The organism is Kitasatospora cathayae, assembly GCF_027627435.1.
Taxonomy (GTDB): Bacteria; Actinomycetota; Actinomycetes; order Streptomycetales; family Streptomycetaceae; genus Kitasatospora; species Kitasatospora cathayae.
In genome coordinates this window covers 301986-328745 of record NZ_CP115450.1, presented here as the reverse complement: position 1 = coordinate 328745, position 26760 = coordinate 301986, and the positions used below count along the sequence as shown (strand labels likewise).

Below are 26760 nucleotides of genomic sequence, written 5' to 3'. Positions count from 1 at the left end.
ATGAGAGGTGGGGATTCAGAGGCGGTCGGCGTGCACGGCCATCTGGGACATGGCGCGCTGGGCGCGTTCCAGCACCACGGCCACCGAGTCGCCGACATGGGCGTGCAGGGCCCGGTAGCCCTCGTCGAGGCACCCGTCGCGACCGGGCCAGCTGCGGCACCCCGGAACCGACCGATTCGCCCCGGAGGACGTGAGCCTCACCATCCCGGCCGGGACGGTCGTCGCCGTGGTCGGCGAGTACGGCTCCGGCAAGACCACGTTGGTCAAGCTGCTCAACCGGTTCTACCGGCCGGACTCGGGCCGGATCACCGTCGACGGGGTGGACCTCTCCGAGGGGCAGTGGCAGAAGACCGCCCTGGCGCGGGCGACCACGCGCCGCGAGCCGCTGCTGTTCGGGCTGGACGAGCCCACCGCCTCCCTGGACGTGCCCAGCGAACAGGAGGTCTTCCAGCGCCAGATGGCCCGGGCCCGCGAACTCGCCGCACGCACCGGGGCGATCACTGTGATCCTCTCGCACCGGTTCTCGACCGTCACCGGTGCCGACCTCATCCTGGTGCTCGACCGGGGACGCCTTGAAGAGATCGGCTCGCACCAGGAACTTCTGGCCCGGCAGGGGCGCTACGCCGAGCTCTACGGAATCCAGGCGACGGCCTACGCCGAATCCTGAGCGGCCCCCTTCGGCCGCTCGTCGCCGCGATACATGGGATGTGTCCACGGGTGGACCGGCCTCCGACGTGGGGGCGTGAGGCTGGGAGGTGGCGAACTGCCTGTTCACTTACGCCAGTCGACAGAGGAGTGTGATCGGATGCCTTCCGAGACATGGGATCACCTGCTACGTTGGCGGCGTGTCCCTGACTGACAAAGCCATCGCCCGCATCCGCCAGATGATCCGCGACGGCGAGCTGCCCCCGGGGTCGAAGCTGCCCCCGGAGCAGCAGCTCGCGGCGGAGCTCGGCCTGTCCCGGAACCTGATGCGCGAGGCGGTCAAGGCGCTGGTCGTCGCCCGGGTCCTGGAGATCCGACGCGGCGACGGCACCTACGCGACCAGCCTGGCCCCCGGCGTGCTGCTGGAAGGCCTCGGGGGCGCGGTCGAGCTGCTCCAGGGGGACACCGTCCTGGAACTCACCGAGGTGCGCAGGCTCTTCGAGCCGGTCGCCACCGCGCTGGCCGCCACCCGCATCACCGACGAGGACCTCGCCGAGGTGGAACGGCACCTGTCGGCCATGCGGGACGCCCAGGACGACGTGGAACTGCTGCTCCAGCACGACGCGGCCTTCCACCGCGCGGTGGTCCGCGCCACCCGCAACGAGACGCTGGCCACGCTGCTGGAGCACATCTCCGGGCGCACCCTCAGCGCCCGGGCCTGGCGGGGCCTGGCCGACGCGGACGCGGCCGGGCGGACCATCGCCGAGCACGAGGCGATCCACCAGGCCCTCGTCGCCCGCGACCCGAACCTCGCCCAGGCCGCCGCACTGATGCACGTCAACACCACCGAACGCTGGTTGCGCGACCACCTGGCCGAGGGGGAGCGGATCCCCGCCGCCCCGCGGCCGCAGCCGGACCACCCCCGTACCACCTGACCTGCCGTCCATCACTGGCCGAGGAGCGATCGCGGGTGAGAGTCGACGCGCACCACCACGTCTGGGAGTCGGGCCGACGCCCGCAGACCTGGCTCGACGAACCGGAGTCGGCGGCCATCCGGCGTGACTAATGCATGGACACCTATGCACACTGAAACGGCCTCAGTCGCCAGCAGTTCACAACCCCGCTGCGCTCGTGATCCGCTGGATCGACCCGGCGGACGGCGTGGCCGGGGCCGGCTTCGGCGCGACGCCCGTCATCGACGGCTTCGCCTCCGCCCGGCTCGACCACGAGCGGTGTCCTGCGACCGAGGAGCCCTGACGTGCCGACACCCCCGTCCGAGCGGCGTTCGCCACGGGAACGCCAGTACCGCCCCCTGACCGCCTTCTTCCGGCCCGTACGGACCCACGACGGGCATCGCACCGCCCACGAAGGGACGGACACCGTGCTGACGGTCACCCAGCAGCCCGCTGCGGAAACCCTCTGGTACCGCCGCCCCGCCGACGGCTTCCTGGAGGCGCTGCCGCTCGGCAACGGCCGCCTCGGCGCCATGACGTACGGGGGCGTGCACACCGAGCGGATCGAGCTCAACGCGGACACCCTGTGGTCCGGCGGGCCCGGCCCCCGGGACCGGGCGGGCGCCGCCGACCACCTGCCCGCCCTGCGCGAGGCGGTGCTGCGCCGCCGCGACCACGCCGCCGCCCACGCGATCGCCGCCGCCCACTTCGCCGGCCCCGACGCGGAGGCGTACCAGCCGCTGGCCACCCTCCTGCTCACCTTCCCGTCCTGCGGCGACGGCGATGCCGCCGCCTACCGCCGCACCCTGGACCTCGACGCGGCCGTGCACACGGTGTCGTTCACGGCGGGCGGGGTGCGGTACCGGCGCGAGAGCTTCGTCTCCGCCCCCGCAGGCGTACTGGCCGTCCGGCTCAGCGCGGACACGCCCGGCGCCCTCTCCTTCCACGCGAGCTTCACGACGCCCCACCCGGCCGCGGCCCCGGCCGCCGAACCCGACAGCGCCACCGTGTCGGTCCACGGACGTGCTCCGGTCCGCGTCGCGTCCTGGCACGGCGGTTCGACGGCGTACCGGGAGGACGAGGGCACGGGATTCGCGGCCGCCGTCAGGGTGCGCGCGGTGAACGGGAGCGTCGGCTCCGGCGACGACGGGATCGAGGTCACCGGTGCCGACGAGGCGGTGCTGCTGGTCGCCGTCGGCACCGGGTACCGCGACTGGCGGCGCCGGCCGGACGGCCCCGAGGCGGCGCTCGCCGAGGCCCACCGATGGCTGGACCAGGCCGGGACAGAGGAATTCGACCGGCTGCGCGCCGCCCACACGGCCGACCACCAGCGACTCTTCCGGGCAGCCGAACTCCGGCTCCACGACCGGGCGCCCCGGGCGGCAGCGGGGCTCGCGACCGACGAGCGCCTCGCCGCCGCGAACGCGGGCGGCGCGGACCCCGGGCTCGCGGCCCTGCTCTTCGCCTACGGCCGCTACCTGCTGATCGCCTCCTCGCGGCCCGGCACCCAGCCCGCCAACCTCCAGGGCATCTGGAACAACGACGTCACCCCGCCGTGGAACTCCGACTGGACGTCGAACATCAACCTCCAGATGAACTACTGGCCCGCCGAGACCACCGGCCTGGGCGAGTGCCACGGGCCGCTGTTCGATCTCGTCGCCGACCTCGCCCGGGCCGGGCGCTCCACCGCGCGGGCCTACTACGACGCGCCGGGCTGGTGCTGCCACCACAACGTCGACCTCTGGCGCGCCACCAACCCCGTACAGGGGGACCCGGTCTGGGCCCACTGGCCCATGGCCGGCCCGTGGCTGGCCGCCCACCTGTGGGACCACCACCTGTTCCACGGCGACCGCGCCTTCCTCGCCGACCGCGCCTACCCGGTCATGCGCGAGGCCGCCCGGTTCCTCGCCCACCTGCTGGTCAAGGATGCCGACGGCACACTGGTGACCTGCCCGTCCACCTCGCCCGAGCACCACTTCCGGCTCGCCGACGGGACCCTGAGCGCCGTCGACGCGGGCTGCACCATGGACTACTGGCTCGCCGCCGAACTCCTCGACAACACCGTCACGGCCGCCCGCGAGCTGGGCGTCGACCACGAACTGGCGGCGGAACTGGCCCGCCTCCGCGCCCGGCTGCGGCCCCCGGCCCTCGCCGGCGACGGGCGCCTGCTGGAATGGCGGGACGACCTCCCCGAGGAGGACCCCGGCCACCGCCACCTCTCCCACCTCTACGGCCTCTACCCGGGCAGCGCCGTCGACCCGCTCGGCGACGACACCCTCCTCGACCCGGCCCGCCGCGCCCTGGACCGCCGCCTGCAACACGGCGGGGGTGGCACCGGCTGGAGCCTCGCCTGGGTCGCCGCGCTCGCCGCCCGCCTCGGCGACGGCGCCCTCACCGGGCAGGCCGTCGAGCGCCTGCTCGCCACGTCGATCGCCCCCAACCTGTTCGACCTGCACCCGCCCCGGCTCTTCCAGATCGACGGCAACCTCGGTATCACCGCGGCCATCGCCGAGTCGCTGCTGCAGAGCCACAACGGCGTCCTGTGGCTGCTGCCCGCACTGCCGCCGTCCTGGCCGGACGGCGACGTCCGCGGCCTGCGTGCCCGGGGCGGGCTCACGGTCGGCCTGAGCTGGCGCCGGGGTGTGCTGACCGGAGCGGAACTGCGGGCCGCCCGGGACGTCACGGTCGACCTGCACCTGCCCGACCGGACGGGCCTTCCCGTCGTGACCGATGAGCAGGGCAACCTGGCTGCGGTGACCACGGCTCCGGACGACGGGCGGCGGCTGCGGCTGCGGCTGGCGGCCGGAAGCTGCCACCGGCTCGCCTACCCGGGACCGGACGTCGGCCACTGACCGTTCCTGGCGTTGTCGGCCAGTGTTGGCCGAACCGCCGCAGACCGGGCCGGTGATGGCCTGGTGACCTCGCGAACGGTCTTCGAGGTCGGGGAGCAGCGCGAGTTGGCCACCGCGGCGCCGTGGTGCCGGGTGACCGTGTGGGTGGTGGTTTGGAGGCTCAGCGGGGTCTTCCGGTCGGCGACCCGGGGCGCGGTGGCCGGTGGAGTGTTGACAGCGTGGCTAGGTTTGGATCATGAGCGAACGCGGGGTGGACGGCAGTGCAGGGGATGCGGACTACGGCACGATAGGCGGTGGGTACGCCACCTACCGGCAGCCGGACGCAAGGATCGAGCAGGCGATCACCGCCGCCTTGGGTGGGGCGCGCACGGTGGTCAATGTCGGGGCCGGGGCGGGGTCATACGAGTCGGCGGCGCTGGAGGTGACGGCGGTTGAGCCGTCGGCGTCGATGCGTGCCCAGCGCCCCGCGCACCTGTCGGCCGCCGTTGATGCCGTGGCCGAGAACCTGCCGTTCCGCGATGATGCGTTCGACGCGGCGATGACCACCTTCAGCGTGCACCAGTGGAGCGACTTCAAGGCAGGGCTGCGCGAGATGCGCCGGGTGGCACGCGGCCCGGTCGTCGTGCTGACCTGTGACCCTGATCTCGTTCGGGACTTCTGGCTGTACGAGTACGCGCCGGAGGTGCTGGACACGGAGGCGCGCCGGTATCCGGTGATCGCGGAGCTGGCCGAGGTTCTCGGCGGACGCACGACGGTGACCCGGGTGCCGATACCCGTTGATTGCACCGACGGCTTCAACGAGGCGTACTACGCGCGCCCCGAGATGCTGCTCGACCCCGGTGCTCGACAGGCGTGCTCGGCGTGGAGCTTCGTCGACGAGCAGTCGCGCGAACGATTCGCCGCGAATTTGCGGGGCGACCTGGACAGCGGAGCATGGGACGCCCGGTTCGGCGCCCTACGGCAACAGCCCTTTTACGAGGGCTCGTTGGTTGTGATCCGGTCCGTTCCGGCCTGATACCCGCGTCGCAGCTCCGCTCGCGACGTCACGTGAGAAGGGCCGCACGGGTTGGGTGAGTTGTGACTCCTGCCTGGGCTCGTGCGGCCTGCTCCCACCAGTCCTGTCAGTCCTGCGCGGCGGTTGACTGAGCCTGTGCTTCGATCACCAGCGCGTGGCCGGGGCGGTTGGCCAGACCCGGGGCGGCCAGGCCGACCTGGGCCAGGTACCGCCCGGTCAGGGTGAGCGGGGACGTCCGCCGTGCCCAGGCGGGCCAGGTCTCCTCGGGGGACGAGAGTTCGGGGCGCACCCGCAGGGCGTAGCGGGTCGCGAGCTCCAGCCCCTGGAGGCGGACGGGAGCGCCGTTCTCGGCGACGGAGGTGTCCAGCTGGACGTAGGCGAAGACGGCGTGGGTCCGGTCCCGGGAGACGACGCCGTGGACCCAGGCGGCCGGGTCGGGGTGATCAGTGCGGACGACGTCGCCGCCGTGCAGCAGCGGCCGCAGTTGCTTGTAGGCCCCGACCCACGCGGTCAAGGCGGTCAGGTCCTCCTGCGGCCAACCGGAGATGTCGGATTCGATGCCGGCGTGGCCGAACAGGGCGGTGGCGCAGCGGAAGGCGAGTGCGGTGTCGCGGTGGCTGATGTGGGCGGGGGCGGAGCCGACGTGGGAGCCGATCAGCTCGTAGGGCAGCAGCAGGCTGGTCCAGCGCTGGATGGCCTGGCGCTCGATCGGGTCGATGTTGTCCGATCCCCAGATCCGGTCGGTGCGCTCGAGGATGCCGAGGTCGGCGCGGGCCCCGCCGGAGGAGCAGGACTCGATCTCCAGCCCGGGATGGCGGCCCCGCAGTTCGTCCAGGAGTCGGTAGACCGCCGTCGTCTGCGCGTGCACGCCGGGTCGGCCGGCGTGGACGGCATCGGCGAGGTCGCGGTTGTGGTCCCACTTGATGTAGTCGATGCCCAGGTCCCCGACGAGGGTGCTGATCCGCTCCAGCAGGTAGGCGTAGGCGTCGGGATGCGCGACGTCCAGGACGTGCTGGCTGCGCTGCTCGAACGGGAGGCGTTCGGGGTCGGCGAGGAACCAGTCGGGGTGGGCGCGGGCCAGGTCGGAGTCGGGGTTGACCATCTCGGGCTCGAACCAGAGGCCGAACTGCATGCCGAGGCCGTGGACGTGGTCGGCGAGCGGGCGCAGTCCGTCGGGCCACACCTTCTCGTCGACGTACCAGTCGCCGAGGCCGGCCCGGTCGTGGCGGCGGTGGCGGAACCAGCCGTCGTCCACGACGAACCGTTCCACGCCGACCGCCGCCGCGGTCTGCGCGAATGCGCGCAACCGCTCGGGGTCGTGGTCGAAGTAGACCGCCTCCCAGATGTTCAGGGTGACCGGCCGGGCGCTGGTCGGGTGCTGCGGCCGGGCCCGGAGCATCTCGTGGAATCCTCGGCTGATCCCGTCCAGACCCGTGCCGGAGGTCGCGAAGTACACCCACGGGGTCCGGTAGGACTCGCCCTCCGTCAGCCGGATCTCGCCCGCGTCCAGCAGTTCGCCGGCGCCGAGGACCGTCGTCCCGTCGGCCAGCCGCTCCGCGTACTGGACGTGGTTGCCGCTCCAGGCGGGGTGCACGCCCCAGACCTCGCCGTGCCGGAAGCCGAAGCCCTCGGTGCCGGCGAGCAGCAGCCCGGCGTCGAAGCCGGTGCGGCCGCGGCGGCTCTCCCTGGACCAGACGCCGTGCCGCAGCGGGGAGCGCTGCGGGGAGCGCTCACGGGCCCAGCGGCCGGCGAAGTCCAGCAGTTGCGCGGCGTGGGCGGGGACGGGCAGCACGCACGCCAGCACGTCCAGGGTGTAGGTGTCCGTCGCCGTGTTGGTCAGGGTGTGCCGCAGCCGCACCACGCCCTGCTCCGTCATCTGCAGCTCGGTGTCCAGCGCGAGCCCCGCGCCGGGGTCCAGGGCCCGCACGTGGACGGTGCCGCCCCGGCCGTCCCGGGCGTGTACGGCGACCGGTTCGGCGAGTTCGAACCGCAGGGGGCGGACCCGGCCGTCGCGGTGCCCGGCCAGCGCCGGACGTCCGAACCAGCCCCAGCCCCGCCCCTGGGAGGGCATCAGGCTCCCGGCCTGGTGGCGTGAGGTCCGGCCCATGGCGTCGAGCACCTGCGCGGCGTCACCGGCGCGGAGGCCGGGATCGACGCCCCAGTGCAGCACCCGGGGCAGTTCGGGGCCGGTGGTGTCGAGCGCGAGGGCCGCGTCACCGGCCGACAGCACGACGAGGTTCGCCTCAGTCATTTCGTCCTCGTTCAGGGGGTGTGCGGTCACGGTAGCGGTCAACGAGCCGTGTCGTGCCGTGCCCGTACTGGGTTGTCCGTCTTTTGGCCCTTGCTATGTGAACGCTAACAGTATGCTTCTGTCCGGTGCGTGGGCCCAGTGTCGGTTCCCCGCGCGGGCAGGTCGATTCCAGGCCTGGCCGGCAGAGTGCACTCGTAGGGATAGCACGTCCGCCGTTGCGCAAGGACTTGTTCCCTCTGGGACGGAGTTGGCCTTGGTCTCGGCCTCGGTCAGCTCTCAGTCGCCGCCGCACGCACAGAGGTTGCCACGATCGGGAAACGTTCTTCGGACGCGTGGAGACCGCCACGGCGAGGGGGCGCCCGCCACTGACTTCGGGCAGTGATCTTCCCTCCGTGCGGCGGCCCCGGTCTGTCGGGCGGGTGACCGATCGGCTTTGAGGATCCCATTGCCGATTCCTCGCCGGATTCTTCCCGCCCAGGGGTTTCGGCGGCCCGCCCATCCCTCTTTTCGCGCTACCCGTTGACTGAGGCCCGTCACCGCTGCTTTTCTTCGGTTCACGCCCCCTGCCGAAGCCCCCGGGCCGGCGGCCGGCGCTGGTACCGCTGCTCCACCATCGCTTGGTGCTCAGTTCGCTGACGCGGCGTCGGTCATTGCGCGTCAGCCCCCCACAGCACTACCGGCTAGCACGGGCCGCCCCCGATTCTACGCGCCTCTCGCCCGTGTGATCGCCGTACCCCGTCATGCCACGAGCCGTCATCCGGGCCGACCGGCGCCGGAGACGGCGGGAGAGAGGATCCCCCACACATGGGCGTTCCCCGTAGCCGTGCGAGCAGAAGGCTGGCCCTGGCCGCCGTCGCCTCGCTGTCCCTCGTCACCGCCGCGCTGACAACCGGCGGCGCCGCCCAGGCGGCGGACCAGCCGGTGTCGTCGCAGAACGGCACCGTGACCAACCCGTACAGCCCCGCCTACCAGCACCCCTACCGGCACGGCGCGGTGCCCACCATCGCGCAGAACGAGAAGATCAAGCAGTGGGCCGCCACCCATCAGGAGACCAGCGGCGATGCGGCCACCGGCCCCCAGACCCTCTCCTACGGCGGAGGGATCGACGGCATCGGTGTCCAGAGCGGCCACTCCAAGGTCTACCTGGTCTTCTACGGCAACCAGTGGGGGACCCAGAGCACGGACGCCAACGGGAACGCGAAGTTCTCCGGGGACTCGGCCGGTGCGGCGGGCGCCGCCCAGCAGATGTTCAAGGGCATCGGCACCGGCAACGAGCTGTGGTCCGCGGACCTGACGCAATGGTGCGACGGGCCCAACGTGGCCGTGGGCGCCACCAGTTGCCCCTCGAACGCGAACTTCATCCCGTACCAGGCCGGCGGGGTGCTGGCCGGCGTGTGGTACGACAACGCGGCGGCGTCGCCGAGCGCGGCCACCGGGCACCAGCTCGGCCAGGAAGCCGTCAACGCGGCGGCGCACTTCGGCAACACCACGGCGGCGGCCAACCGGGACGCCTACTACGTGATCATGTCGCCGCACGGCACCAACCCCGACAACTACCAGGGCCAGTACTGCGCCTGGCACGACTACAACGGTGACACCACGCTCACCGGCGGCGCGGTGACCTCCCCGTACGGCGACGTCGCGTTCAGCAACCAGCCCTACAACATCGACTCGGGCTCCGGCTGCGGCGTCGGCTTCGTCAACTCGCCCGGCACGCTGGACGGTTTCACGATGACCCTCGGCCACGAGTGGCACGAGATGATGTCCGACCAGAACCCGGCCGGCGGCTGGACCAACCACGTGTCGGGCAGCTCGTACAACGGCCAGGAGAACTCCGACGAGTGCGCCTGGCTGTCCCCGGGCACCACGGGCGGCGCGGCCAACATCACCTTCGGCAGCTTCGGCACCTGGGCCGAGCAGGCCAGCTGGTCGAACGACACCAACTCCTGCGCGATCTCCCACCCGATCGTGGGCGGCGGCTCGACGGGCAACACGGTGACGGTCACCAACCCCGGTAACCAGACCACCGCGCAGGGCGCCTCGGTCAGCCTGCAGATCCAGGCCAGTGACTCGGCCTCCGGCCAGAGCTACACCTACTCGGCCACCGGCCTGCCGACCGGTCTGTCCATCAACTCCGCGACCGGCCTGATCACCGGCACCGCCACCACCGCCGGCAGCTACAACGTCACCGCCACCGCCAAGGACACCACCGGAGCCACCGGCTCCACCAGCTTCGGCTGGACGGTCAGCGGCAGCGGCGGCTCCTGCACCCCGGCCCAGCTGCTCGGCAACCCCGGCTTCGAGACCGGCTCCGCCGCGCCGTGGACCGCGACCAGCGGCGTCATCGACAACTCGTCGTCCGAGCCCGCCCACAGCGGCTCCTGGAAGGCCTGGCTGGACGGGTACGGCACCTCGCACACCGACACCCTCTCCCAGGCCGTCACCATCCCGACGGGCTGCAAGGCCACCCTCAGCTACTGGCTGCACATCGACACGGCCGAAACCACCACCACGGCCCAGTACGACAAGCTCACCGTGACCGTCAACGGCACCACGGTGGCCACCTACTCCAACCTCGACCACAACACCGGCTACGCCCAGAAGACGGTCGACCTGTCGGCCTACGCCGGGCAGAGCGTCACCCTCAAGTTCACCGGTGTGGAGGACTCCTCCCTCCAGACCAGCTTCGTGATCGACGACACCGCGATCCAGACCAGCTGACCCTGGTCCGCGTCCCGGCGCCGGGCCCGGCGGCTCCCAGCCGCCGGGCCCATCCCGCAGCGGCGGATTCCCGCACCGCCTCGCCCCGGGCAGCAGACTCACCGGTTCCACCCCCACGCCCCCGTTCCCGGTACCTGCCGGGAACGGGGGCGTCGAACCGTACCCAGGCTCGTCAGATCTGCTCAAGCAAACTGTCGCTGTGTGCGCAGCCCCTCGCGGCTGTGATGCCTCGTGGCACCACCGCCGCGCACGTCCGGTCGCGTCACAGGTGATGGTCCGGCGGGGGCGGCAGGGTGTCGGCGCCCGGTGCGGTCTCCGGCCAGACCAGCAGGACGGGGCAGGGGGCGTGGTCGACGACGAAGCGGGTGGCGGGGCCGAGGCTGTGCGGCCCCAGGCGGGTGCGGTCGCCGTCGCGGGCCAGGACCAGCAGCCCGGCCCCCTCCGCCGCCGCGACGACCTCGCGCTCGGTGCGCCCGGTGCGCTCCAGCCGGGTGCAGGGCAGTCCGAGCCGGTCCGCCGCGGCGTCGAGCAACTGCCGTGCGGAGGCGGTGGCCAGATCCTCCACCCGGTCGCCGGGGTCGCGCTCGCGGTGGCCGCGCCCCAGCAGACCGGCGAACGCCCCGTGCGCGAGGCCGGGGACGTCCTGGCCGCTGACGTGCAGCAGGACGATCTGCGCGTCCCGCGGCGCATGGGCGCGGGCGGCGTCCACGCAGGCGGGCCAGGTGCCCTCGGTGATCCAGACGACTACCGTCACAACGGTCAGCCTCCTCACGCTCCGATGATCTGCAGGGACCCCCACAGTGCCACCACGGCCAGCACCAGCGCAGCGGGCACGACGAGCAGCCCGAGCCGGGTGAACTCACCCAGGCCGACGTCGGTGTCGTGCTCACGCACGATCCGCCGCCACAGCAGGGTGGCCAGCGAGCCGGCGTAGGTGAGGTTGGGGCCGATGTTCACCCCGAGCAGCACCGCCAGAACGGCACCCGAACCGGACGGGACGGCCAGCGGGAGCAGGACGAGGGTGGCTGGCAGGTTGTTGATGACGTTCGCCAGGACGGCCGCCAGCGCTGCGACGCCGAGCAGCGCCGGCAGCGAGGTCCCGTGCGGGACGAGGTGCCCGAGCGCGGAGGCCAGCCCGTTGTCGACCACCGCCCGCACCACGACGCCGAGCGCGAGGACGAAGGCCAGGAACGGCACGGCGGCCGAGCGCACGACCGCCGCCGGGGTGGTGCGGCGCTGGACGAGCGCCCGGACGGCGAGCACCAGGGCGCCCGCCAGCGCCGCCCAGGCCGGATCGATCCCGACCACGGAGGTCAGGACGAACCCGGCGAGCGTGCCCGCCACCGTGACGAGGGCGAACAGCGGCGTCTCCGGCGCCCGCGCCCCGGCCGGAGCCGGGGCACCCGCGTCCAGGTCGGCGGCGAAGAACCGGCGCAACACCACGTACTCCACCGCGATGGCCGCCAGCCACGGCAGCACCATCAGCGCCGCGAACCGGGTGAAGCTCAGCCCGCTGGCGGCGAAGGCCAGCAGGTTCGTCAGGTTGGAGACCGGCAGCAGCAGCGAGGCGGTGTTCGACAGATGCGTACAGGCGTAGAGGTGCGGCTTCGGGCGGGCACCCAGCCGGGCCGCCGTGGCGAACACCACCGGTGTCAGCAGCACCACGGTGGCGTCCAGACTCAGCACCGCCGTGATCACCGACGCGACCGCGAACACCTGCACCAGCAGCCGCCGCGCACTCCCCGCCGAGGTACGGGCCATCCACGCCCCGCAGGCCTGGAACAGGCCCTCGTCGTCGCACAGCTGCGCCAGCACCAGCACGGCCGCCAGGAACCCGATCACCGGCCCCAGCCGCTGCGCCTCGGCGACGGCGTGCCCGGCCGGGATCGCGCCGGTGGCGACCACCAGCCCCGCCGCCGGAACGGCGACCACCGCCTCCGGCCACCCCCACGGCCGCACCACCGCGCAGACCAGCACCAGCACCAGCAACCCGACGGACAGCGCCTCGGCGAACGACGTACTCAGGGCCTTGCTCCTCGTGGCTGGTGGTGACGGCAGCTCCTATCGAACCAGAGAGCCCCGACCGGCGCCCGGCCGCCCACCCGGACGTCGGCCAACCGGACAGCGAGCCGCTCGCGATCAACCGGCCCCGTCCGCTCCCAAGAGCCTCCTCCCGCAGGGCGACTCCGAAGGGCCAGAACCTTCGTCTTCCACGCAGCACCGCCTCACGAAGCTCTACCTGCATCGAGCCCCCTTCGGCGTTCGTGACACACCCACTCGTAGAACCTCATGTCGAGCGCAACGCCCGGCCGCTGACGGGTGCCGGGTCTGCGTGACGTGGATAGGCGCGAACGGTGCCGGCTACGTCAGCGGCAGGGCGTACACCTCGGCGCCGTGTTGGGCGATCAGCCGTTGTCCGTCGGTGGTCAGCAGCCAGTCGTGCGAGGAGTCGGATCCGGTGCGGAAGGTCCACCGGATCCGGCCCGTGGCGGTGTCGATCGCGTAGAGCCCGCTGGCGCCGGTCGGAACGACGAGCGTGCGGGCGACCACCTGGGCCTGCACGGGGGCGACCGTGCCATCCGGGAGCCCGCAACTCCACAGCTTCTCACCGCTGCCCGCGCGGAACGCGTGGACGTCGGTGTCGGCCGCGGTCGCGTAGACCACCCCGTCGGCGACGGTCGGCGGGGTGTAGGCGCTCTGCCCGTCCGCCGGTGGCTCGACGGACCAGAGTTGCTTGCCGTCGGCGAGCCGCAGGGCCTGCAGCCCGCGCTGTCGGTACGCGCAGTAGACCCGCTCCCCGTCGCAGCACATCGGGTGGCCGAGCGGGGCCCCCGTGCTCACCGACCACACCTCGCGGCCGTCGGCGGTGCTGCGGCAGACCAGGTTCCCCTTGTCGTCGCCGTAGAGCACGTGGTCGGGCGCCATCAGCGAGCTCACGCCCGGTTCGGGCGCCGTCCGCCGCTCCGAGAACCAGGACACCGCCCCCGTCTCCGGGCTGAAACCGGCCACCCCGCGCAGGTCGGCGCCGCGGTCGGCCAGCGTGTAGACGCCGTGGTCGTCGGCGCCGAGCAGCTGGGTCGGCGCGGTCGCGGTGGCGGTGTACCTCCAGCGCTGTGCCCCCGACTTCAGGTCGTGGCCGACCAGGTCCCCGGCGACGGTGAAGAACGCGGTTCCGTGAGCCGCGGCCAGTTGGTACGTGCTCGCGTCCCGGATCCGCCACCGTTCCTTGCCTGAGGCGCTGTCCAGCGCGAACACCGAGTCGCCGCCGAGCAGCACCGTGCCATCGGCCACCAGCGGAGGGGCGTTGAGAGCACCGATCGCGTCGTACGTCCAGACCGGCTTCGGCGCGGCGTCCGGCCCCGGACTGCGCGACGGCGGCCGGGAGTCCGTGTCGTCGGGGGAATTCGGGCCGGATGTGGCGGAGCCGGTCGCCCCACCACTCCGGTCGGTCAGCCGCCAGGCTGCCGCCCCGCCGGCCACGACGGCGGCCAGCGCTGCGGCGCCGCCCAACAGGACGGCCCGGCGGGGCCGTCCTTCCGACTGCGCTGCGGCGGTGGCCACGGCGCCGGGCCGCTGACCGGGCCTCGGGGTCTCCAGTTCGAGTACGGCGGCCGACTGTACAGCGATCGCCGTTGCGACGGGCGCGGGCAGCCAGTCGACCGCCGCCCCGGCCGACAGGCGCTCCTGTAGTTCGACGAGTGCGGGTCGCCGCTCCGGCTCCTTGGCCAGACAGTGCTCGACGAGCGGCCGCAGACCGTCCGGAACGTCGGCCAGGTCGGGCCGCTCGTGGACCACCTTGTACAGCTGCACGGCCGGACCGGAGTCGCTGTCGAACGGGCCCCGACCGGTCGTGGCGAACACCAGCACCGAACCCAGTGAGAACACGTCCGACGCCGGGCCCACCACCTGACCGTTGGCCTGCTCGGGTGACATGAAGCCGGGTGTGCCGATCGCGACCCCGGTACGGGTCAGGCGGTCGCCGTCGACGGCACGGGCGATGCCGAAGTCGACCACCCGCGGCCCGTCGGCGGCCAGCAGCACGTTGGAGGGCTTGAGGTCACGGTGGACCAGCCCGGCTCGGTGGACGGCGGCCAGAGCACGGGCCAGTGCGTCTCCGAGCGTGCGCACCGACGCCTCGGGCAGCGGGCCGTACCGCCGGACGGCCTGACTGAGCGAGGGGCCCGGCACGTACGCCGTGGCCAACCACGGCTGAGCGGCGTCCGGGTCCGCATCGACGACCGCCGCCGTATGCGCCCCGTCCACCCGCCGCGCAGCCGCCACCTCCCGCGCGAAGCGGACCCGGAACTCCTCGCCGTCCGCCAGCTCCGGGCGCACCAGCTTGACCGCGACCGTCCGACCACCCGCCGACCGGGCGAGGTACACCCGGCCCATCCCGCCCGCACCCAGCACCCCGAGCAGCCGGTAGGGGCCCACCTCCGCCGGGTCGTCCCCAGCCAGCGGCTGTATCGGCATGGTGGTTCGGCTCCCTCAGGGCTGGTCTGTTCCCGGCGGGTCAGCCCGCCGCAGCCCAGGAGTGTAGAAGACCGATGGGGGTGCCTTGTCCCGCCCCCGCCGGATGAACGGCCGGGCGCGCCCGCCCGGGTCAGCCCGCGCTCGCGGACGGACCCCCGAAGGCTGTCCACGAGTGCACGAACGATCGGGTAGCGACAGCCTCGGCCGAAACGGTCATCTCCTTCGTCAGGTGCTACTTCCTTGATCGGGAGTTACACCGGTCTTTTGACTCTGCCGGTCCGCGAGCCTGTCGCGACGTGCCGCGGCAAAGCCAGAATCGGCACCCCGGACGACGCCCCCCGGCTCTTCCCCGGAGGCCACCCCGGACACCCCCACGCGCGCGAAGCCGTGGCCACCACCATCGCCCACCGGGAAGCCCTGACGGGCATCAACTGGGACCGGCTCGTCAAGGCCGGCTACGCCTGGGGTCGGCCCGTGGGACTGGTGAGCTCGTATGTCGAGGTGTCGCCCATTCTCCGGCGGCCGTCGGCCTCGGTCACCGTGAGTCGTCGATGGTGCTCTGCTGATCAGTCCGTGGGGACGCGCGCATCGCGACTGCTCACCGAGCGGCCTGTACATCGCTTCCGGGCGTCGGCGGAGCCATCGCCTCACCGCAGGCCTTCGGGTAGCCATGCCGCTCGTTGCCGTCGAGCAGGTCGTTCACCGGTCCCGCTGAGCTCCGGCTCCTCCATGGCCTTCGGGATGATGCCCTCCTCCTCGGTGAGGTCGGGCCGACCCAGCCAACCCGCACGGCAAAGATCACAAGACACCCGCTGTCGGCCCGACGGATAAGGTGACGGCCGATCAAGCATCGATACCGAGGACGGCGACAGTGCAGCTCAGGACGACCATCACAGCAGACAGCGTGGCGAAGTGGTTCGGCGCCGACGATCTGATCCGGGTCCCGACCAGCGCCCTGCCCGACGATCTGGTCCACGAACCGACCCGGCGTTTCCTGAGCGAGGTCGGCCTGCCCCGCGAGGGCGGCGCGTACGTACGCCTCCACACCGACCCGGCCGTCTGGCTGCGGCCGGTCTCGGGCCGGCTGGAGCAACCGACCGCCGGCGCGGACCACCTGCTCGTCCTTGGTGAGTGTGGTGGCCATCCGCCGATCTTCGGCGACTGGCTCGTGCTGGACTCCGTGACCGGTCAAGTGTTCATCGTCGATGGGAGGTGCAGCGCGGGCAGCGAGTTGGTCACCGACCTCGTGGCTAGCGACCTGTCCGTGCTGGTCACGTTCGTGCACGAGCTGGAAGCCCTCCGCGCGACCGCCGCCGATCCCACGGCGCACGACGGCCGACGTGGCCGGGATGTGATGACCGAGGTGACCAGGGCGGTCTGCGAGCGAATGCAAGCCACCGACCCCGCGGTGTTCACGCAGTACAGTGACGCCCCGCACTGGACCGCCGTCCTGGCGGGCTACGGCCTGCTCTGGGCCGCCCGCCGCAATCACGACGCAGCCGAGTCCCTTGCCTTCGACATCACACCCGAGCTGATGGAGGACCTCGTCATGCTCCCCGTCAGCCCCGAGGACCTGCCGCCGACCCTGCGGCACGAGCCCACCCGCCGCCTGCTCACCACCGTCGGGTTGCCCACGAGCGGCTACCTGCGAGACAGCGAGGCGCGCCCGCTCGTCACCTTGCGCGACTCCGGCTCCTGGCAGGCGGACGACGATGGCGAGCCGCACTGCCCGGCCCAGCGCGACCTCATCCGCCTAGGCGCGGCCGGACAGGATTACGAGATCCTGCTGGACGGAGCCACCGGCCGTATCGAGGCGGTCGAGGGCGAGGACTTGGAGGACTGCGCCTCCGACTTGCTCCACACCGACCTGTCCGCCTTCTACCTGGCCATCTGGACTCTCACCAGGCTCGCCGAGCTGTGGGACGCCATGCAGAACGAGGACGAGGACTTCGACGACTACGAGGACGACTACAAGGACGAGTTCAAGCTCGACCCCTACAATCCGGGGCCCACCGACTGGAACGCCTTCTTCGGAAAGTTCACCCTCGAACGGATCGCCCTGGACTTGCTCGCCCAGCTCGACGCCCCGTCCGTGGCACACGACGACACCCTCTGGAACGTCTGCGCCAACGACAGCAACTACGGCTACCTCCTCGGCTGAGCCCGGCCTGGAGCGCGCCCTGCCGTCGCCTGCAACGCACGTCAGGGAGGGAAGGGGCCCTGGGCAGTGGCCCGGATCACGTCATCGATGCCGACCTCCTTCCTCCGCGACCACTCGCAGCGTGCGACCTCGCGTCGCGCCTCAGAAGCGATTCCCAATGCGGATGGCACGCCTCCTCATCGAACTGTCGCGTGTGTCGACCTCGTTCGGGTGACCGATCGCTGATCGACGCATAGGGACATCGACGACCTCCTCGCGGGTGACGGCCGCGCGCCGCGCGGCCTCCGCCACCTCCGCACACAGCGAGCGTGAACACAGCGGATCCAGCCTGCCTACCCGGCGACGACTACATGCCTGAACAGTGAAGACTTGAAGCTACGTCCGCTTTGGGAATCGCTTCTGGACCCATCCCCGACCGCGCCGCTTACCAGCAGCACGTCAGCCGCCTTCTCCAGGCCATCGGCCCCGAGGCCCAGGCCGGCCTCAGCCCCAGCTGCGCTTCAAGTACCGCCTCACCCAGGCCGACCGGATGAACCGCTTCGTCGCCCTCCAACGCCTCCACCACGCCGCCCGCCGCACCCGCGAGGCCGTCGGCCGCCGCTGAGGCCGGCCACGGCCGCATACGCCCCGGTCGCGCCCGCGGACCCGCGAGCCGGTCGCCGACACGCGTCATCCTCCGCCGCTACCGGCCGCGGCGGAGGATGACGCCGCGGCCGGGCGGCCGACACGATGGTCAGTACGGCCGCGAGACGACCGTGGGCACAGTCATGGCTCTACTGGAAGTGAACCGTGCCGGGCGGCGGGGCCGGCAGGCAGTCCGGGCCCGATCCGTCCAGCAGACCCGCCGTGATCACGCCGTAGGCGTGGGAGGGGTCGGTCTTGGCGAGGGGGAAGCCCACCATGAGCAGCTTGCCGGCGGGGATCTTGCCGGGGCGGATGTACAGAACGGTCTTGCCGTCTTCCCCGCCGATGTCCCAGCCGTCGGCCGGCAGGCTGGTGTCGCCGGGGGAGGGGTGCGCCGAACCGGGCGGGGCCGAGCGCGGCGTTTCGCCGCGGGGCGGCTGCGGGTTCGGGGAGGTGGACGGGGACGAGGACGGGCTGGGGGACGCGGTCGGGTCGGGACCGCCCCACGGGGTGGCGCAGTCGGGGTCACCGGCCAGCACGCGGCTGTGAACGCCGATGCGGTCCAGATCCTTCTGCAGCTTGCCCAGGTCGATCTTCCCGGCCGGGTTGACGATGGTGAGTTTGACGAGGTCGCTCCCGTCGTTCTGCAGGGTGTAGGCGGCCGCGGGCTGGCTCGGCAGCACGGTCAGGGCGACGCCTGCCACGGCGGCGGCCAGACCCGAGGCCAGACCGACCGGGACCCAGCGCACGCGGACGCCACGGCGGGGTCGGGCCGTGGCCGACTGGTCGGGGTGCGGGCTCTCCGCCCGCTGCTGGACATGGTTCTTGAGCTCGTGCATCAACCGCTCCTCGAAGCGTTCGGCGTTCATTCAGGCCTCCACAAGGGACGAGGGGGACGGAGAGGAATCGGGATTGGCGCCGGGCTGCTGGAGGGCCTTGCGAGCCCGGTGCAGCCGGACCCGGGCAGCCACGGTGCTGGTACCGAGTGCCTTGGCGGCCTCGGAGACGCTCAGACCGTCAACCGCCACCAGTTCCAGCACCTCCCGCAGTCCGCGCGGCAGCAGAGCGATGCGTTCCAGCAGCTGTCGCGAGGCGCGCTCGGCGTCGATGCGCTCCTCCAGCCGTGCGATGTCATCGCCGTCCAGCAGCCGGTGGCCGGCTATTCGGCCCTCCGCCGCCCAGATCCGCGCCGCGCGCCGTTCCTGGGACGCGGCCACGTTGCGGGCGATGCCGTGCAGCCAGGCGATCGGCGTGCCCAGCTGCGGCCGGTACCCGCCGGCGGCGGAGATCGCCGCGAGGAAGACCTCGGTGACCAGGTCGGCCGCAGCGTGCGGGTCCCGGGTCCGCCGGGTCGCGTACCGCAGCACCGCTTGCACGTGCTCCCGGTAGAAGGCCTCGAACGCCTCTGGATCCTCACCGATCCGCGCGACCAGACCGCTGTCCGGCGGTTTCCTCACATCGACTCCCTTGTCTGTCCGTCCCCCACATCTCCTCTTGGCGACGCACGACCGGAGCGTTACATCCGAACCAGAATCCACTTTGAGGCCCCGGTACTCAGAGGGCTGGCATGTGAGGCGATGTCATGTCTGTCGTCACTGGACCGCGAATGACTTCGCCGGTGCCGCCCTGGCGGTCGACTTCCTCGACCGGCTGTTCGGTGCTGGTCTACCTGATGCGCCCGCAGGTCTGCGTCACGGTCCGCTACCCCGGGCAGGACCGGCTGGACGAGTCCGCGACGGCAGCGGCCGTCGCCCGGGACATCGGCGCCGAGCTGGTGGTCATCGAGCCGACCATCCAGGACTTCACCCGCGCGCTGCCGGAGATCATGCACGCGCTGGACTACCCGATGGGCAACGCGTCGACGTTCTCCGAGCACATGGCCTGCCGGGCGGTCGCCGAACGGGCCTGCGGGTGGTGGTCGGCGGACTCGGGCCAGACGAGTTCCTGATGGCTACGTCCGTCACGCGCTCGTCCTCTTCGGCCCGGACGCGGTGCTGGGCGCGGGGCTGGAGGCCTACCGGCCGCTCGCGTCCAAGCTCGTGAACGAGGCGGGCGGGCCGATGAGCCCGGCCGAGGCGATCGTGAAGCTGGTCCTGCGCGGGCAGGACCCGGACGGACGGCTCCGAGAGCTGGTCACCGACGCCCTGAGCCGCGCGGACGGTGACCTCGCGCGGGGGCTGACGCTGGCGGACCTGGCCACGGCTTGGCGCCCGCTGGTGATGACCTCGGACAAGCTCGCCTCCGCCTTTGCGCTGGAGCGGCGCTCGCCGTTCCTGGCGCGGGACCCGGTCGAGTTCGCCTACCGGCTTGCGGTCGAGCACAAGATCGCCGACCCGGCGGCCGGGAAGCGGATCCTGCGCGACGCGGCGAAGGCCCTCGGCCTGCCGCGGGAGGTCTGGGGCAGCCGGGACAAGCTCGGCTTCGCCTCCCCGGTCCCGAGCTGGCTGTCCGGCCCGCTGGAGCCCTGGGCGAGGGCCCAGATCAGCTCGGCACTCGACCAGGCCCCGCGCGGGCTTCAGCCGCTGCTGGCCGGCGGCCTGCGGCCGGGCGGGCGGGCGGTTCGACCGCACCCGGATGCAGGCCCTGATGGCGGCGGCCTGGTTCTCCCGCCACACGCTGGCCGCTGCGGCATGACGGACAGTCGGCTCATTACCGTGAGCGCATGGACTCCCAGACTCTCCCCACCGAGCCGTCCGCCGCCGAACCGCGCGGAGTGGTCGCGATCATCACCAACCTGTGTGATCCACCTGATTCGCGCCTCGCTGCGGCTGTCCTCGGGCAGGGACCACTCCGCCCTGGTGCCGGCGCTGCGGGCGATCTACGGCGCGCCGACCGAGCAGGCGGCCGAGCGGGCCCTGGACGAGCTAGCCGCTTCCGAGCTGGGCGAACGCTATCCGGCCGTGGTCCGCACCTGGCGAGCGGCCTGGGGCGAGTTCACGCCCTACCTCGCGTTCCCAGCCGCGATAAGGAAGGTCGTGTACTCCACGAACATGGTCGAGTCGATGAACTCCCGGCTGCGGAAGGCCACCCGCAACCGCGGTCATTTCCCCTCGGAACAGGCCGCGTTGAAGGTGCTCTACCTCGCCGTCCGGGAGCAGATCAGTCCCAGGGCCCGCGACATCAACCACGTCGCCGCACACTGGAAGGAGGCGCTGAACCAGTTCTCGCTCTTCTTCGAGGACCGGCTCAGCATCCGATAACTACGAGGCACTTACACGAGATCGCTGGCTCTTACAAGATTTTCGTAACCGGTGATCGCCCTCGGCTCTGGTCAGCTGAGCAGGATGCGCTGGCGTAGAAGGCGGTGTCCGGCGCGGCCGTAGGTCTGCCGCTTGAGCAGCTTGATCTTGTTGTTGACGCCCTCGGTGCGGCCGTTGTGCCAGGGCAAGGTGAGGGCGTGGTCGACGCCGGCGCGGTCGCGCTCAAGGCCGGTGGCGTAGGCGTGCAGGAACGGCAGATCCGCCGCCCGGACCCGTGTGATCCATCCGGTCAGCGCCTCGGCATTGGCCGGTTTCGGGGTGAGGAGGGCGGCGAAGTCGCCTACAGCGTCTGCCAGGGCAGTCATCTCCGGGCAGGCGCCAGCGAGCTGGTCACGCAGCACTCGCTGGCCCTCGCGCAGGTGGTCGGGGTCGGTGAGCAGGAGGCGGGCGGCCTTGCGCGGGGAGAGGCTGGCGTGGTCGGCCTCGACCCGGCCCTGGTTGATATAGCGGACCAGGAGGTTCGCGCTGCCGGTGTAGCCCAGTTCTCTTATCTCGCGCAGGAGGTGGGTGACGGGCACTGCGGGGTCCTCGGCCCGGCGTCGGCGTAGGTGATCGCGGTAGGGGTCGACCAGGGTGGGCCGGTAGAGGGGCGCCCGCACCATGCGCTCGGGCTCGGTGTGGCGGGCGTAGCGCTTGACCGTGTTCAGTGCGAGGCCCAGACGGCGGGAGCATTCCAGCAGGCCGACCCCGGCATCGAGCAGTTGGTGGACCTGCTGCCACCGCTCGAGGGTGGTAGCGGCGCGGGTGCCTTCCCGAAGGGGCGGCCCGGCCTTGGCCCAGCATCCGCTGTGGGCTGCGATTTCCTTCTGAGCAGCCTCGGCCAGGCCGTGCCACAGGTGCCAGCGGTCGCAAACTTGAGTGATCGCGGGGTCGGCATCGGTGGTGGCCTGGGCGAAGCCCCCGGCGCCGTCCCGGCAGACGGCCTCGATGCCGGGGTGGGCCTTCAGCCAGGCGGTCACCGTCTCCATCTTGCGGTCCGGCAGGACTTCGATGCGCTCGCCGGTGGCGGCGTCGATCAGGATGGTGGCGTAGCGGTGGCCCCGGCGCAGGGCGAACTCGTCGATGCCCAGCACCCGCGGGACGACCCGGGCGGGCAGGCTGATGCGCATCAAGCAGTTCAGCACGCCCGCCCAGGTCAGCACGTGGTGCAGCACGCCCAGCAGGCGGGCCCCGGCCGACCCGGCCAGTGCCACGGCGACCGCGTCGACCACCTTCTGCAGAGCAGGAGTGCGACGCTGGTAACGCCGGGTCAGCCCGTCGATCTGCTCGGCGAAGGTGACCTTCTCGCAGGCTGGGTTCTCGCAGTACAGGCGGCGCACCGATAAGTCGATCACGACCGCCCGACCGCCCACCGCCTCGTCTGCGACATGCCGCTCGTATCGAGAGTGCACCCAGTCCGACGACTGCCCGCACAACGGACACGCCGCCGGCAAGTCATCCCTGGTCCGGGCAGTGATCCTCAGTAGATCCCCGCTGGCCTCCACGCGCTCGACTTGCACCGCGGCCAGCTGCGGCAGCAGGTCCCCCACCATGACAACACACCCAGACAGCGTCTCACCGCTAACCAAGCGACACCATAGGCGAGTTGAAGCGATCACCGGTTACGAAAATCTTGTAAGAGCCAGATCGCTTACACGCCCCCGTCGTTCGGTTATCGATCTTCACGCCCATGTGCGAAGTCCGGGGCTAGCGGTTCGTCGGCGTGCGGGTCCCTGGGCGGCTTCCGTCGGTGGGGCCTGAGGGTCAGCCGATGACGGGGTAGACCGCGAGTGCGGATCCGCTGGCGGAGGAGGGGGCAACTTCGGCGTAGCTGTTGACGAGGACGGGTGCGACCTCCGGGTCGGTCGGCACGTCCTGGCCGGTGACCGCGTTGAGGGTCACGGCCCCGTTGCCCGTCTTTCCGTAGACGATGCCGTGCCAGACCGCGGTCACCTCGGGTGCGACCCGGGTCTTGGCATCGTCGGGTAGCTTCCACAGCGTTTTGCCGGTGGAGGGGTCGAAGGCGAAAACGGTGGCGCCCGCGCAGACGGTGACGGAGCGGTCGTCGTAGGTGCACTTATGGGTGTAAGCGCCGTTGCTGAGGTCGGCGACCTGCTGGCCGGTCGTGCTGTCCAGGAACCAGACGAGGCCGTCGTCGCGGACGGTCTGGCCCTGGAAGACGACGCGGTTGGGTCCGGCGGGCTGCAGAGTGGCGCTGTACACGCCCTTGTCCGAGTTCCATCCGATGTTGCGCTCACCGACGACCAGGTCCTCGGCCTCATTCCAGGGACCTCCTGGTCCAGATCTCCTTCCTGGCGGTGAGGTCCACGGCTGTAAGGATCGCCGTGATCTTGTTCGGATCGGTCGGGTCGGAGCCTGCGACGACCGCCGTCGAGCCGCGCACTCCGAGCACTTCCAGCGCCGTGATGGCGGGGGCGTTCTGGGGGAGGCCGACGGGTACCCTCCAGACCTGCTGGCCAGGACCGCATCGGTGCTGCCCGAGTGGACCAGGAAGTAGTCCGTGCTCGTGAACTCCTCGCCGCTGTTGAGTGCACGACGATCGCGAACCCGCCCTCCAACGGGACCGTGAACGCCGGCCAGGCCGACTTGTCGTGCAGCCGCTCCAACATGGCACCAGCATCAGCGGCGTCCACACCGAAGGCCTCCGGCGACACGTCATCGCACAGGTCGGCCAGGTGCGCGGCCCAGAACCCAGGCTCGTCCAGCAGTGGGAAACCGTCCACAACGGGAGCCGACGACTACCAATGCCGCGCCATCACCATGCCGTGATTCTGGCGCACGAAGATCCGCTCTGTTCGACCACCCCAGGAGCTACCAGAGATCAACTCGACCGCTTGGCACCGTGAGGTGTCTTGATGCCCGTCCCAGGCGGGACGGCCTGTCCTCCGAAAAAATGATCTTGACTGATTGACAGGTGACTTCGACCGGTCAGGGCAGGTAGGGGTACAGCTCCACCTGGTCCGCTTTGACGCCGATCTCCACCCAGGCGCTGTCGGGCGGCGGCGGTGAACCGACATCGAACAGCACCTGCGTGTCACCCAGCTCAAGGACAGCAGTGCCGTCTTCGGTGAGCTGGAGGCGTCCTCGGAGGACGACTTGGCCGGCCTCCTCGCGCACCCCCGGTTCGGCGAGTGAGGTCAGCCGTGTGTTGCATCCCCACAGGAGGTCCGAGTCGACGGTCCACTCGATGTGGTGCCAGCCAGTCGCGTCGTCCAGGCCACCGCGCCATACCGCCATGGCGCTGCCGACAGGGGTGTGGACCCGGACCCTCGGCAACCCCGACGGATCCAGCGGCAGCAACTCGGTACGCACCAGCACGCCAAGATCATCCACCACTGGGGCCGGCGCCGCCAAACGAGTGCACGGCCGTCCTATGGCTCTGGCGGCACGGCCGGTGCGGGCAGGTCGAGAACTCGGGCAATGGCGGCAATGACCGGATCAGAGTGCTCGGGCATTTGCTGACGGACCCAGTCGGTCGCCAACGCGAGGAAGTTGGTCAGGTCACGCTCGGTGACGGAACTCGGTCACGGACAGCTCGATCACCGGGCTGTCACTCTGCTCGGCGTTGACGGTGAGCCGGACGGTGTCTCCGAAACGTTCTGCAATCGGTGACACGGGCTCGTGGCCGAACTCAAGCAGACTGCCGCCATCGACGAACACGTGCCAGTCGCGCCAGTCTTCCAGTCCGTCGCAGCAGCCAGGCTGGAAGGTGACCCCCGTGGAGTGGTCGGCGACTCGCAGGCCACCGGCTGCGTAGAGGTGGTCGAAGGTCAGCAGTCCATGAAGGAAGGACTCGACCGGGTCAGTCGGCCGTGGCGGGCGGTCCCCGTGGGGGTCGATGTCGTTGCAGCCGATGATGCGCATCATCGCCGTCCCGACCTCGGCGGGTGAGAGTTCGCAGTTCAGGGGCAGGAAGGCGAGCGGCTCGATCCTGGAGATAGGCCAGAGGTCGAACCCCTCGGGGATGTTGATCTCCAGGACAGGCTGCATCACGATCACCTGGCGCAGTGTTCCGCACTCTTCCCGTATCGCCTCTCGATTACGCCGAGCATTCTCGCCTCTTCCGGAACCTGAACCGGACGGGGAGCCGAGCACCTTCGGTCGTACTGACATGAGCAGACACAGTTGCCGCCGACACCTCACCGCGCCGGCCGCCAGGTGGGGCCAAACAGAAGGGTCTGGTCCAAGTTGTGTGACGCGGCCACGCAGCGTTACGTCGGAGGGCCCCCGCTGATCACCCGCGAGCACTGAGTCGCTCCACCCGGCCGTCCCGGCCGATATTCGGTTGCACCCGCCACGGAGCATGACTCCAATGTGACGGGGCACCACGCGTCGTGGAGCCCTTCACCCGGGGAGGCCACGGCACCAATGGACATCCGCACCACGACCGACCAGGAGCGCGATCTCTTCGTCGCCACCGTCCACATCGCGTTCGCCCGCTTCCCGGACACCCCGAACGAGGACGGCAGCGGAGTGTTCTGGGCGGCGTACGAAACGGACCGTTGCCTGCTCGCCCGGACCGAGGACGGCCGGCCGGTCGGCACCGCCGCCGCCTACTCCTTCGAGCTCACCCTCCCCGGCGGGGCCCTCGTGCCGGCTCCCGGGGTCACCGCCGTCGGCGTCCTGCCCACGCACCGACGCCAGGGCGTGCTCACTGCCATGATGCGGCATCAGCTCGCCGAGTTCCGCGACCGCGGGGAGTTCCTCTCCGTACTGCTGGCCTCCGAGTCCCAGATCTACGGCAGGTTCGGTTACGGCCCGGCAACCTACACCGGCCGGCTGACCGTCCCGCGCCACCGCGCCGCCCTCAACGCCCCCCGGGCGGGAGCCCACACCCCGGAGATCGGCTCGATCGAGATACTGAACCGCGCCGACTGCGGCGAGCTCCTGGAGCAGCTCTACGACCGCTACCGCCGTGCCCAGCCCGGCGCGATCTCCCGCCCGCCCCACTGGTGGGCCCTGGGCGCCGGCATGCCCCCGGTCGCCCCGGCGCCGCGCTACGTCGCCGTCCACCGCGACGCCGACGGCGTCCCGGACGGCTACGCGACCTACTACCTGGACGGCGCGGGCACCCTGACCATCGACGAAACGATCACCACGAACGACACCGCCGCCACCGCCCTGGCCCGGCTCGCCCTCGGCCACGACCTGGTCACCGAGGTCGTCTTCAAGCACGTCCCGCCGGACCACCCGCTGCGCTGGCAGTTGGCGGACTTCAATGCCGGCCAGAAGAGCAGCGAGACCGACTGGCTCTGGGTCCGGCTCCTCGACATTCCGCGCGCCCTGACTGCCCGCGGCTGGTTCACCGACGGCGAGCTTGTCCTCGACGTCACCGACCCGTTCCTCGACGAGCACGGCCGCTACCTGCTCACCGTCCAGGACGGCAAGGCCGACTGCGTCCCCACGGACCGCAAGCCCGACCTGTCCCTGGACGTCCGCGACCTGGGCGCGATCTACCTCGGCGGCACCACTCCGAGCGCCCTCGTCCGCGCCGGCCACATCCACGCCCACCACCCGGACGTGGCCGCTCGCGCCGACACCCTCTTCCGCGCCGAACGCTCCCCGCACTGCCTGCACTGGTTCTGACCGCGCGCGGCTGCAGACAGGGGCCGCGGTGGTCACGCAGCGTCAGGCGAGAAGGACTCGCTTGCGTGGGAGTGCGAAGCCGACGCGTCCGAACATTTGTCGTTTCAGCATGATCCGGTTGACGGCTCCCTCGACGGGGCCAGAGTTCCAGTGGCTGGTGAGTCCGGCCTCGACAGCGGCGTAGTCGCTGTTCAGGCCGGCGGCGAAGGTGCGGGCAGG

At 71.4% G+C, this 26760-nt stretch carries 20 protein-coding genes and 1 pseudogene; 10 read left to right on the top strand and 11 right to left on the bottom strand.

Annotation, left to right across the window (positions count from 1 at the left end; translation table 11 throughout):
* Nucleotides 1-15 precede the first annotated feature (15 nt).
* Nucleotides 16-204 carry a hypothetical protein gene (locus O1G21_RS01725; protein WP_270140107.1) on the bottom strand — a complete coding sequence of 63 codons (189 nt, stop codon included), beginning with the start codon at nucleotides 202-204 and terminating at the stop codon, nucleotides 16-18.
* On the opposite strand from O1G21_RS01725, the gene O1G21_RS01720 reads away from it, so the two are divergent.
* The 5 genes from O1G21_RS01720 (at nucleotide 191) to O1G21_RS01700 (ending at nucleotide 5465) form a co-directional block, all read left to right on the top strand.
* Entirely contained in the window at nucleotides 191-667 is a 477-nt protein-coding gene (locus O1G21_RS01720; RefSeq protein ID WP_270140105.1) for an ABC transporter ATP-binding protein, read from the top strand. The genes O1G21_RS01725 and O1G21_RS01720 overlap by 14 nt on opposite strands.
* 178 nt (nucleotides 668-845) lie before the next feature.
* On the top strand, nucleotides 846-1580 hold the full coding sequence (locus O1G21_RS01715; protein ID WP_270140103.1) for a FadR/GntR family transcriptional regulator: 735 nt from the start codon (nucleotides 846-848) through the stop codon (nucleotides 1578-1580).
* A gap of 196 nt (nucleotides 1581-1776) precedes the next feature.
* On the top strand, nucleotides 1777-1902 hold the full coding sequence (locus O1G21_RS01710; protein ID WP_270140101.1) for a hypothetical protein: 126 nt from the start codon (nucleotides 1777-1779) through the stop codon (nucleotides 1900-1902).
* A gap of 1 nt (nucleotide 1903) precedes the next feature.
* Nucleotides 1904-4450, top strand: a complete 2547-nt coding sequence (locus tag O1G21_RS01705; RefSeq protein ID WP_270140098.1) for a glycoside hydrolase family 95 protein — start codon at nucleotides 1904-1906, stop codon at nucleotides 4448-4450.
* Between the two features lie 235 nt (nucleotides 4451-4685).
* Nucleotides 4686-5465, top strand: coding sequence for a class I SAM-dependent methyltransferase (locus O1G21_RS01700; RefSeq protein WP_270140096.1), 780 nt, complete (start codon nucleotides 4686-4688; stop codon nucleotides 5463-5465).
* A gap of 106 nt (nucleotides 5466-5571) precedes the next feature.
* Here O1G21_RS01700 and O1G21_RS01695 read toward each other — a convergent pair whose 3' ends face one another.
* Nucleotides 5572-7716, bottom strand: a complete 2145-nt coding sequence (locus O1G21_RS01695; RefSeq protein ID WP_270140094.1) for an alpha-galactosidase — start codon at nucleotides 7714-7716, stop codon at nucleotides 5572-5574.
* An 804-nt stretch (nucleotides 7717-8520) separates the two neighbouring features.
* Between O1G21_RS01695 and O1G21_RS01690 the strand changes: the two genes are divergently transcribed.
* Complete coding sequence (locus O1G21_RS01690; RefSeq protein ID WP_270140093.1) at nucleotides 8521-10437, top strand: putative Ig domain-containing protein; 1917 nt, start codon at nucleotides 8521-8523, stop codon at nucleotides 10435-10437.
* 262 nt (nucleotides 10438-10699) lie between these two features.
* Here the strand turns inward: O1G21_RS01690 and O1G21_RS01685 are convergent, their stop codons facing one another.
* The 3 genes from O1G21_RS01685 to O1G21_RS01675 all read right to left on the bottom strand — a co-directional run bounded on the left by O1G21_RS01685 (nucleotide 10700) and on the right by O1G21_RS01675 (nucleotide 14910).
* Nucleotides 10700-11191, bottom strand: a complete 492-nt coding sequence (locus O1G21_RS01685; RefSeq protein WP_270140091.1) for a universal stress protein — start codon at nucleotides 11189-11191, stop codon at nucleotides 10700-10702.
* Between the two features lie 14 nt (nucleotides 11192-11205).
* Nucleotides 11206-12462: an SLC13 family permease gene (locus O1G21_RS01680; protein WP_270150742.1), complete on the bottom strand. Its 1257-nt coding sequence runs from the start codon at nucleotides 12460-12462 to the stop codon at nucleotides 11206-11208.
* A 336-nt stretch (nucleotides 12463-12798) separates the two neighbouring features.
* Nucleotides 12799-14910: an outer membrane protein assembly factor BamB family protein gene (locus O1G21_RS01675; protein ID WP_270140090.1), complete on the bottom strand. Its 2112-nt coding sequence runs from the start codon at nucleotides 14908-14910 to the stop codon at nucleotides 12799-12801.
* A gap of 871 nt (nucleotides 14911-15781) precedes the next feature.
* Here O1G21_RS01675 and O1G21_RS01670 point away from each other — a divergent pair.
* Nucleotides 15782-17071, top strand: a complete 1290-nt coding sequence (locus O1G21_RS01670; protein ID WP_270140089.1) for an SUKH-4 family immunity protein — start codon at nucleotides 15782-15784, stop codon at nucleotides 17069-17071.
* 773 nt (nucleotides 17072-17844) lie between these two features.
* On the opposite strand, the gene O1G21_RS01665 is transcribed toward O1G21_RS01670, so the two are convergent.
* Both O1G21_RS01665 and O1G21_RS01660 read right to left on the bottom strand, forming a co-directional pair.
* Nucleotides 17845-18564: a hypothetical protein gene (locus tag O1G21_RS01665; protein WP_270140088.1), complete on the bottom strand. Its 720-nt coding sequence runs from the start codon at nucleotides 18562-18564 to the stop codon at nucleotides 17845-17847.
* Nucleotides 18565-19152: an RNA polymerase sigma factor gene (locus O1G21_RS01660; protein ID WP_270140087.1), complete on the bottom strand. Its 588-nt coding sequence runs from the start codon at nucleotides 19150-19152 to the stop codon at nucleotides 18565-18567.
* 149 nt (nucleotides 19153-19301) lie between these two features.
* Between O1G21_RS01660 and O1G21_RS01655 the strand changes: the two genes are divergently transcribed.
* Nucleotides 19302-19643: an asparagine synthase-related protein gene (locus O1G21_RS01655; protein ID WP_270140085.1), complete on the top strand. Its 342-nt coding sequence runs from the start codon at nucleotides 19302-19304 to the stop codon at nucleotides 19641-19643.
* A gap of 253 nt (nucleotides 19644-19896) precedes the next feature.
* Nucleotides 19897-20895 (top strand): annotated as a pseudogene (locus O1G21_RS01650) (transposase); the annotation flags it as partial.
* A 71-nt stretch (nucleotides 20896-20966) separates the two neighbouring features.
* On the opposite strand, the gene O1G21_RS01645 reads toward O1G21_RS01650, so the two are convergent.
* From O1G21_RS01645 to O1G21_RS01630, 4 genes are all read right to left on the bottom strand, one after another.
* Nucleotides 20967-22487: an ISL3 family transposase gene (locus O1G21_RS01645; RefSeq protein ID WP_270140082.1), complete on the bottom strand. Its 1521-nt coding sequence runs from the start codon at nucleotides 22485-22487 to the stop codon at nucleotides 20967-20969.
* Nucleotides 22488-22698: 211 nt separating this feature from the next.
* A complete protein-coding gene (locus tag O1G21_RS01640; RefSeq protein ID WP_270140080.1) occupies nucleotides 22699-23157 on the bottom strand; it encodes a PQQ-binding-like beta-propeller repeat protein in 459 nt (152 codons plus the stop codon).
* A gap of 726 nt (nucleotides 23158-23883) precedes the next feature.
* Entirely contained in the window at nucleotides 23884-24273 is a 390-nt protein-coding gene (locus O1G21_RS01635) for a hypothetical protein (protein WP_270140078.1), read from the bottom strand.
* 183 nt (nucleotides 24274-24456) lie between these two features.
* A complete protein-coding gene (locus O1G21_RS01630) occupies nucleotides 24457-24954 on the bottom strand; it encodes a hypothetical protein (RefSeq protein WP_333493416.1) in 498 nt (165 codons plus the stop codon).
* Between the two features lie 369 nt (nucleotides 24955-25323).
* Between O1G21_RS01630 and O1G21_RS01625 the strand changes: the two genes are divergently transcribed.
* Nucleotides 25324-26541, top strand: coding sequence for a GNAT family N-acetyltransferase (locus O1G21_RS01625; protein ID WP_270140076.1), 1218 nt, complete (start codon nucleotides 25324-25326; stop codon nucleotides 26539-26541).
* The last annotated feature ends 219 nt before the right edge of the window (nucleotides 26542-26760 follow it).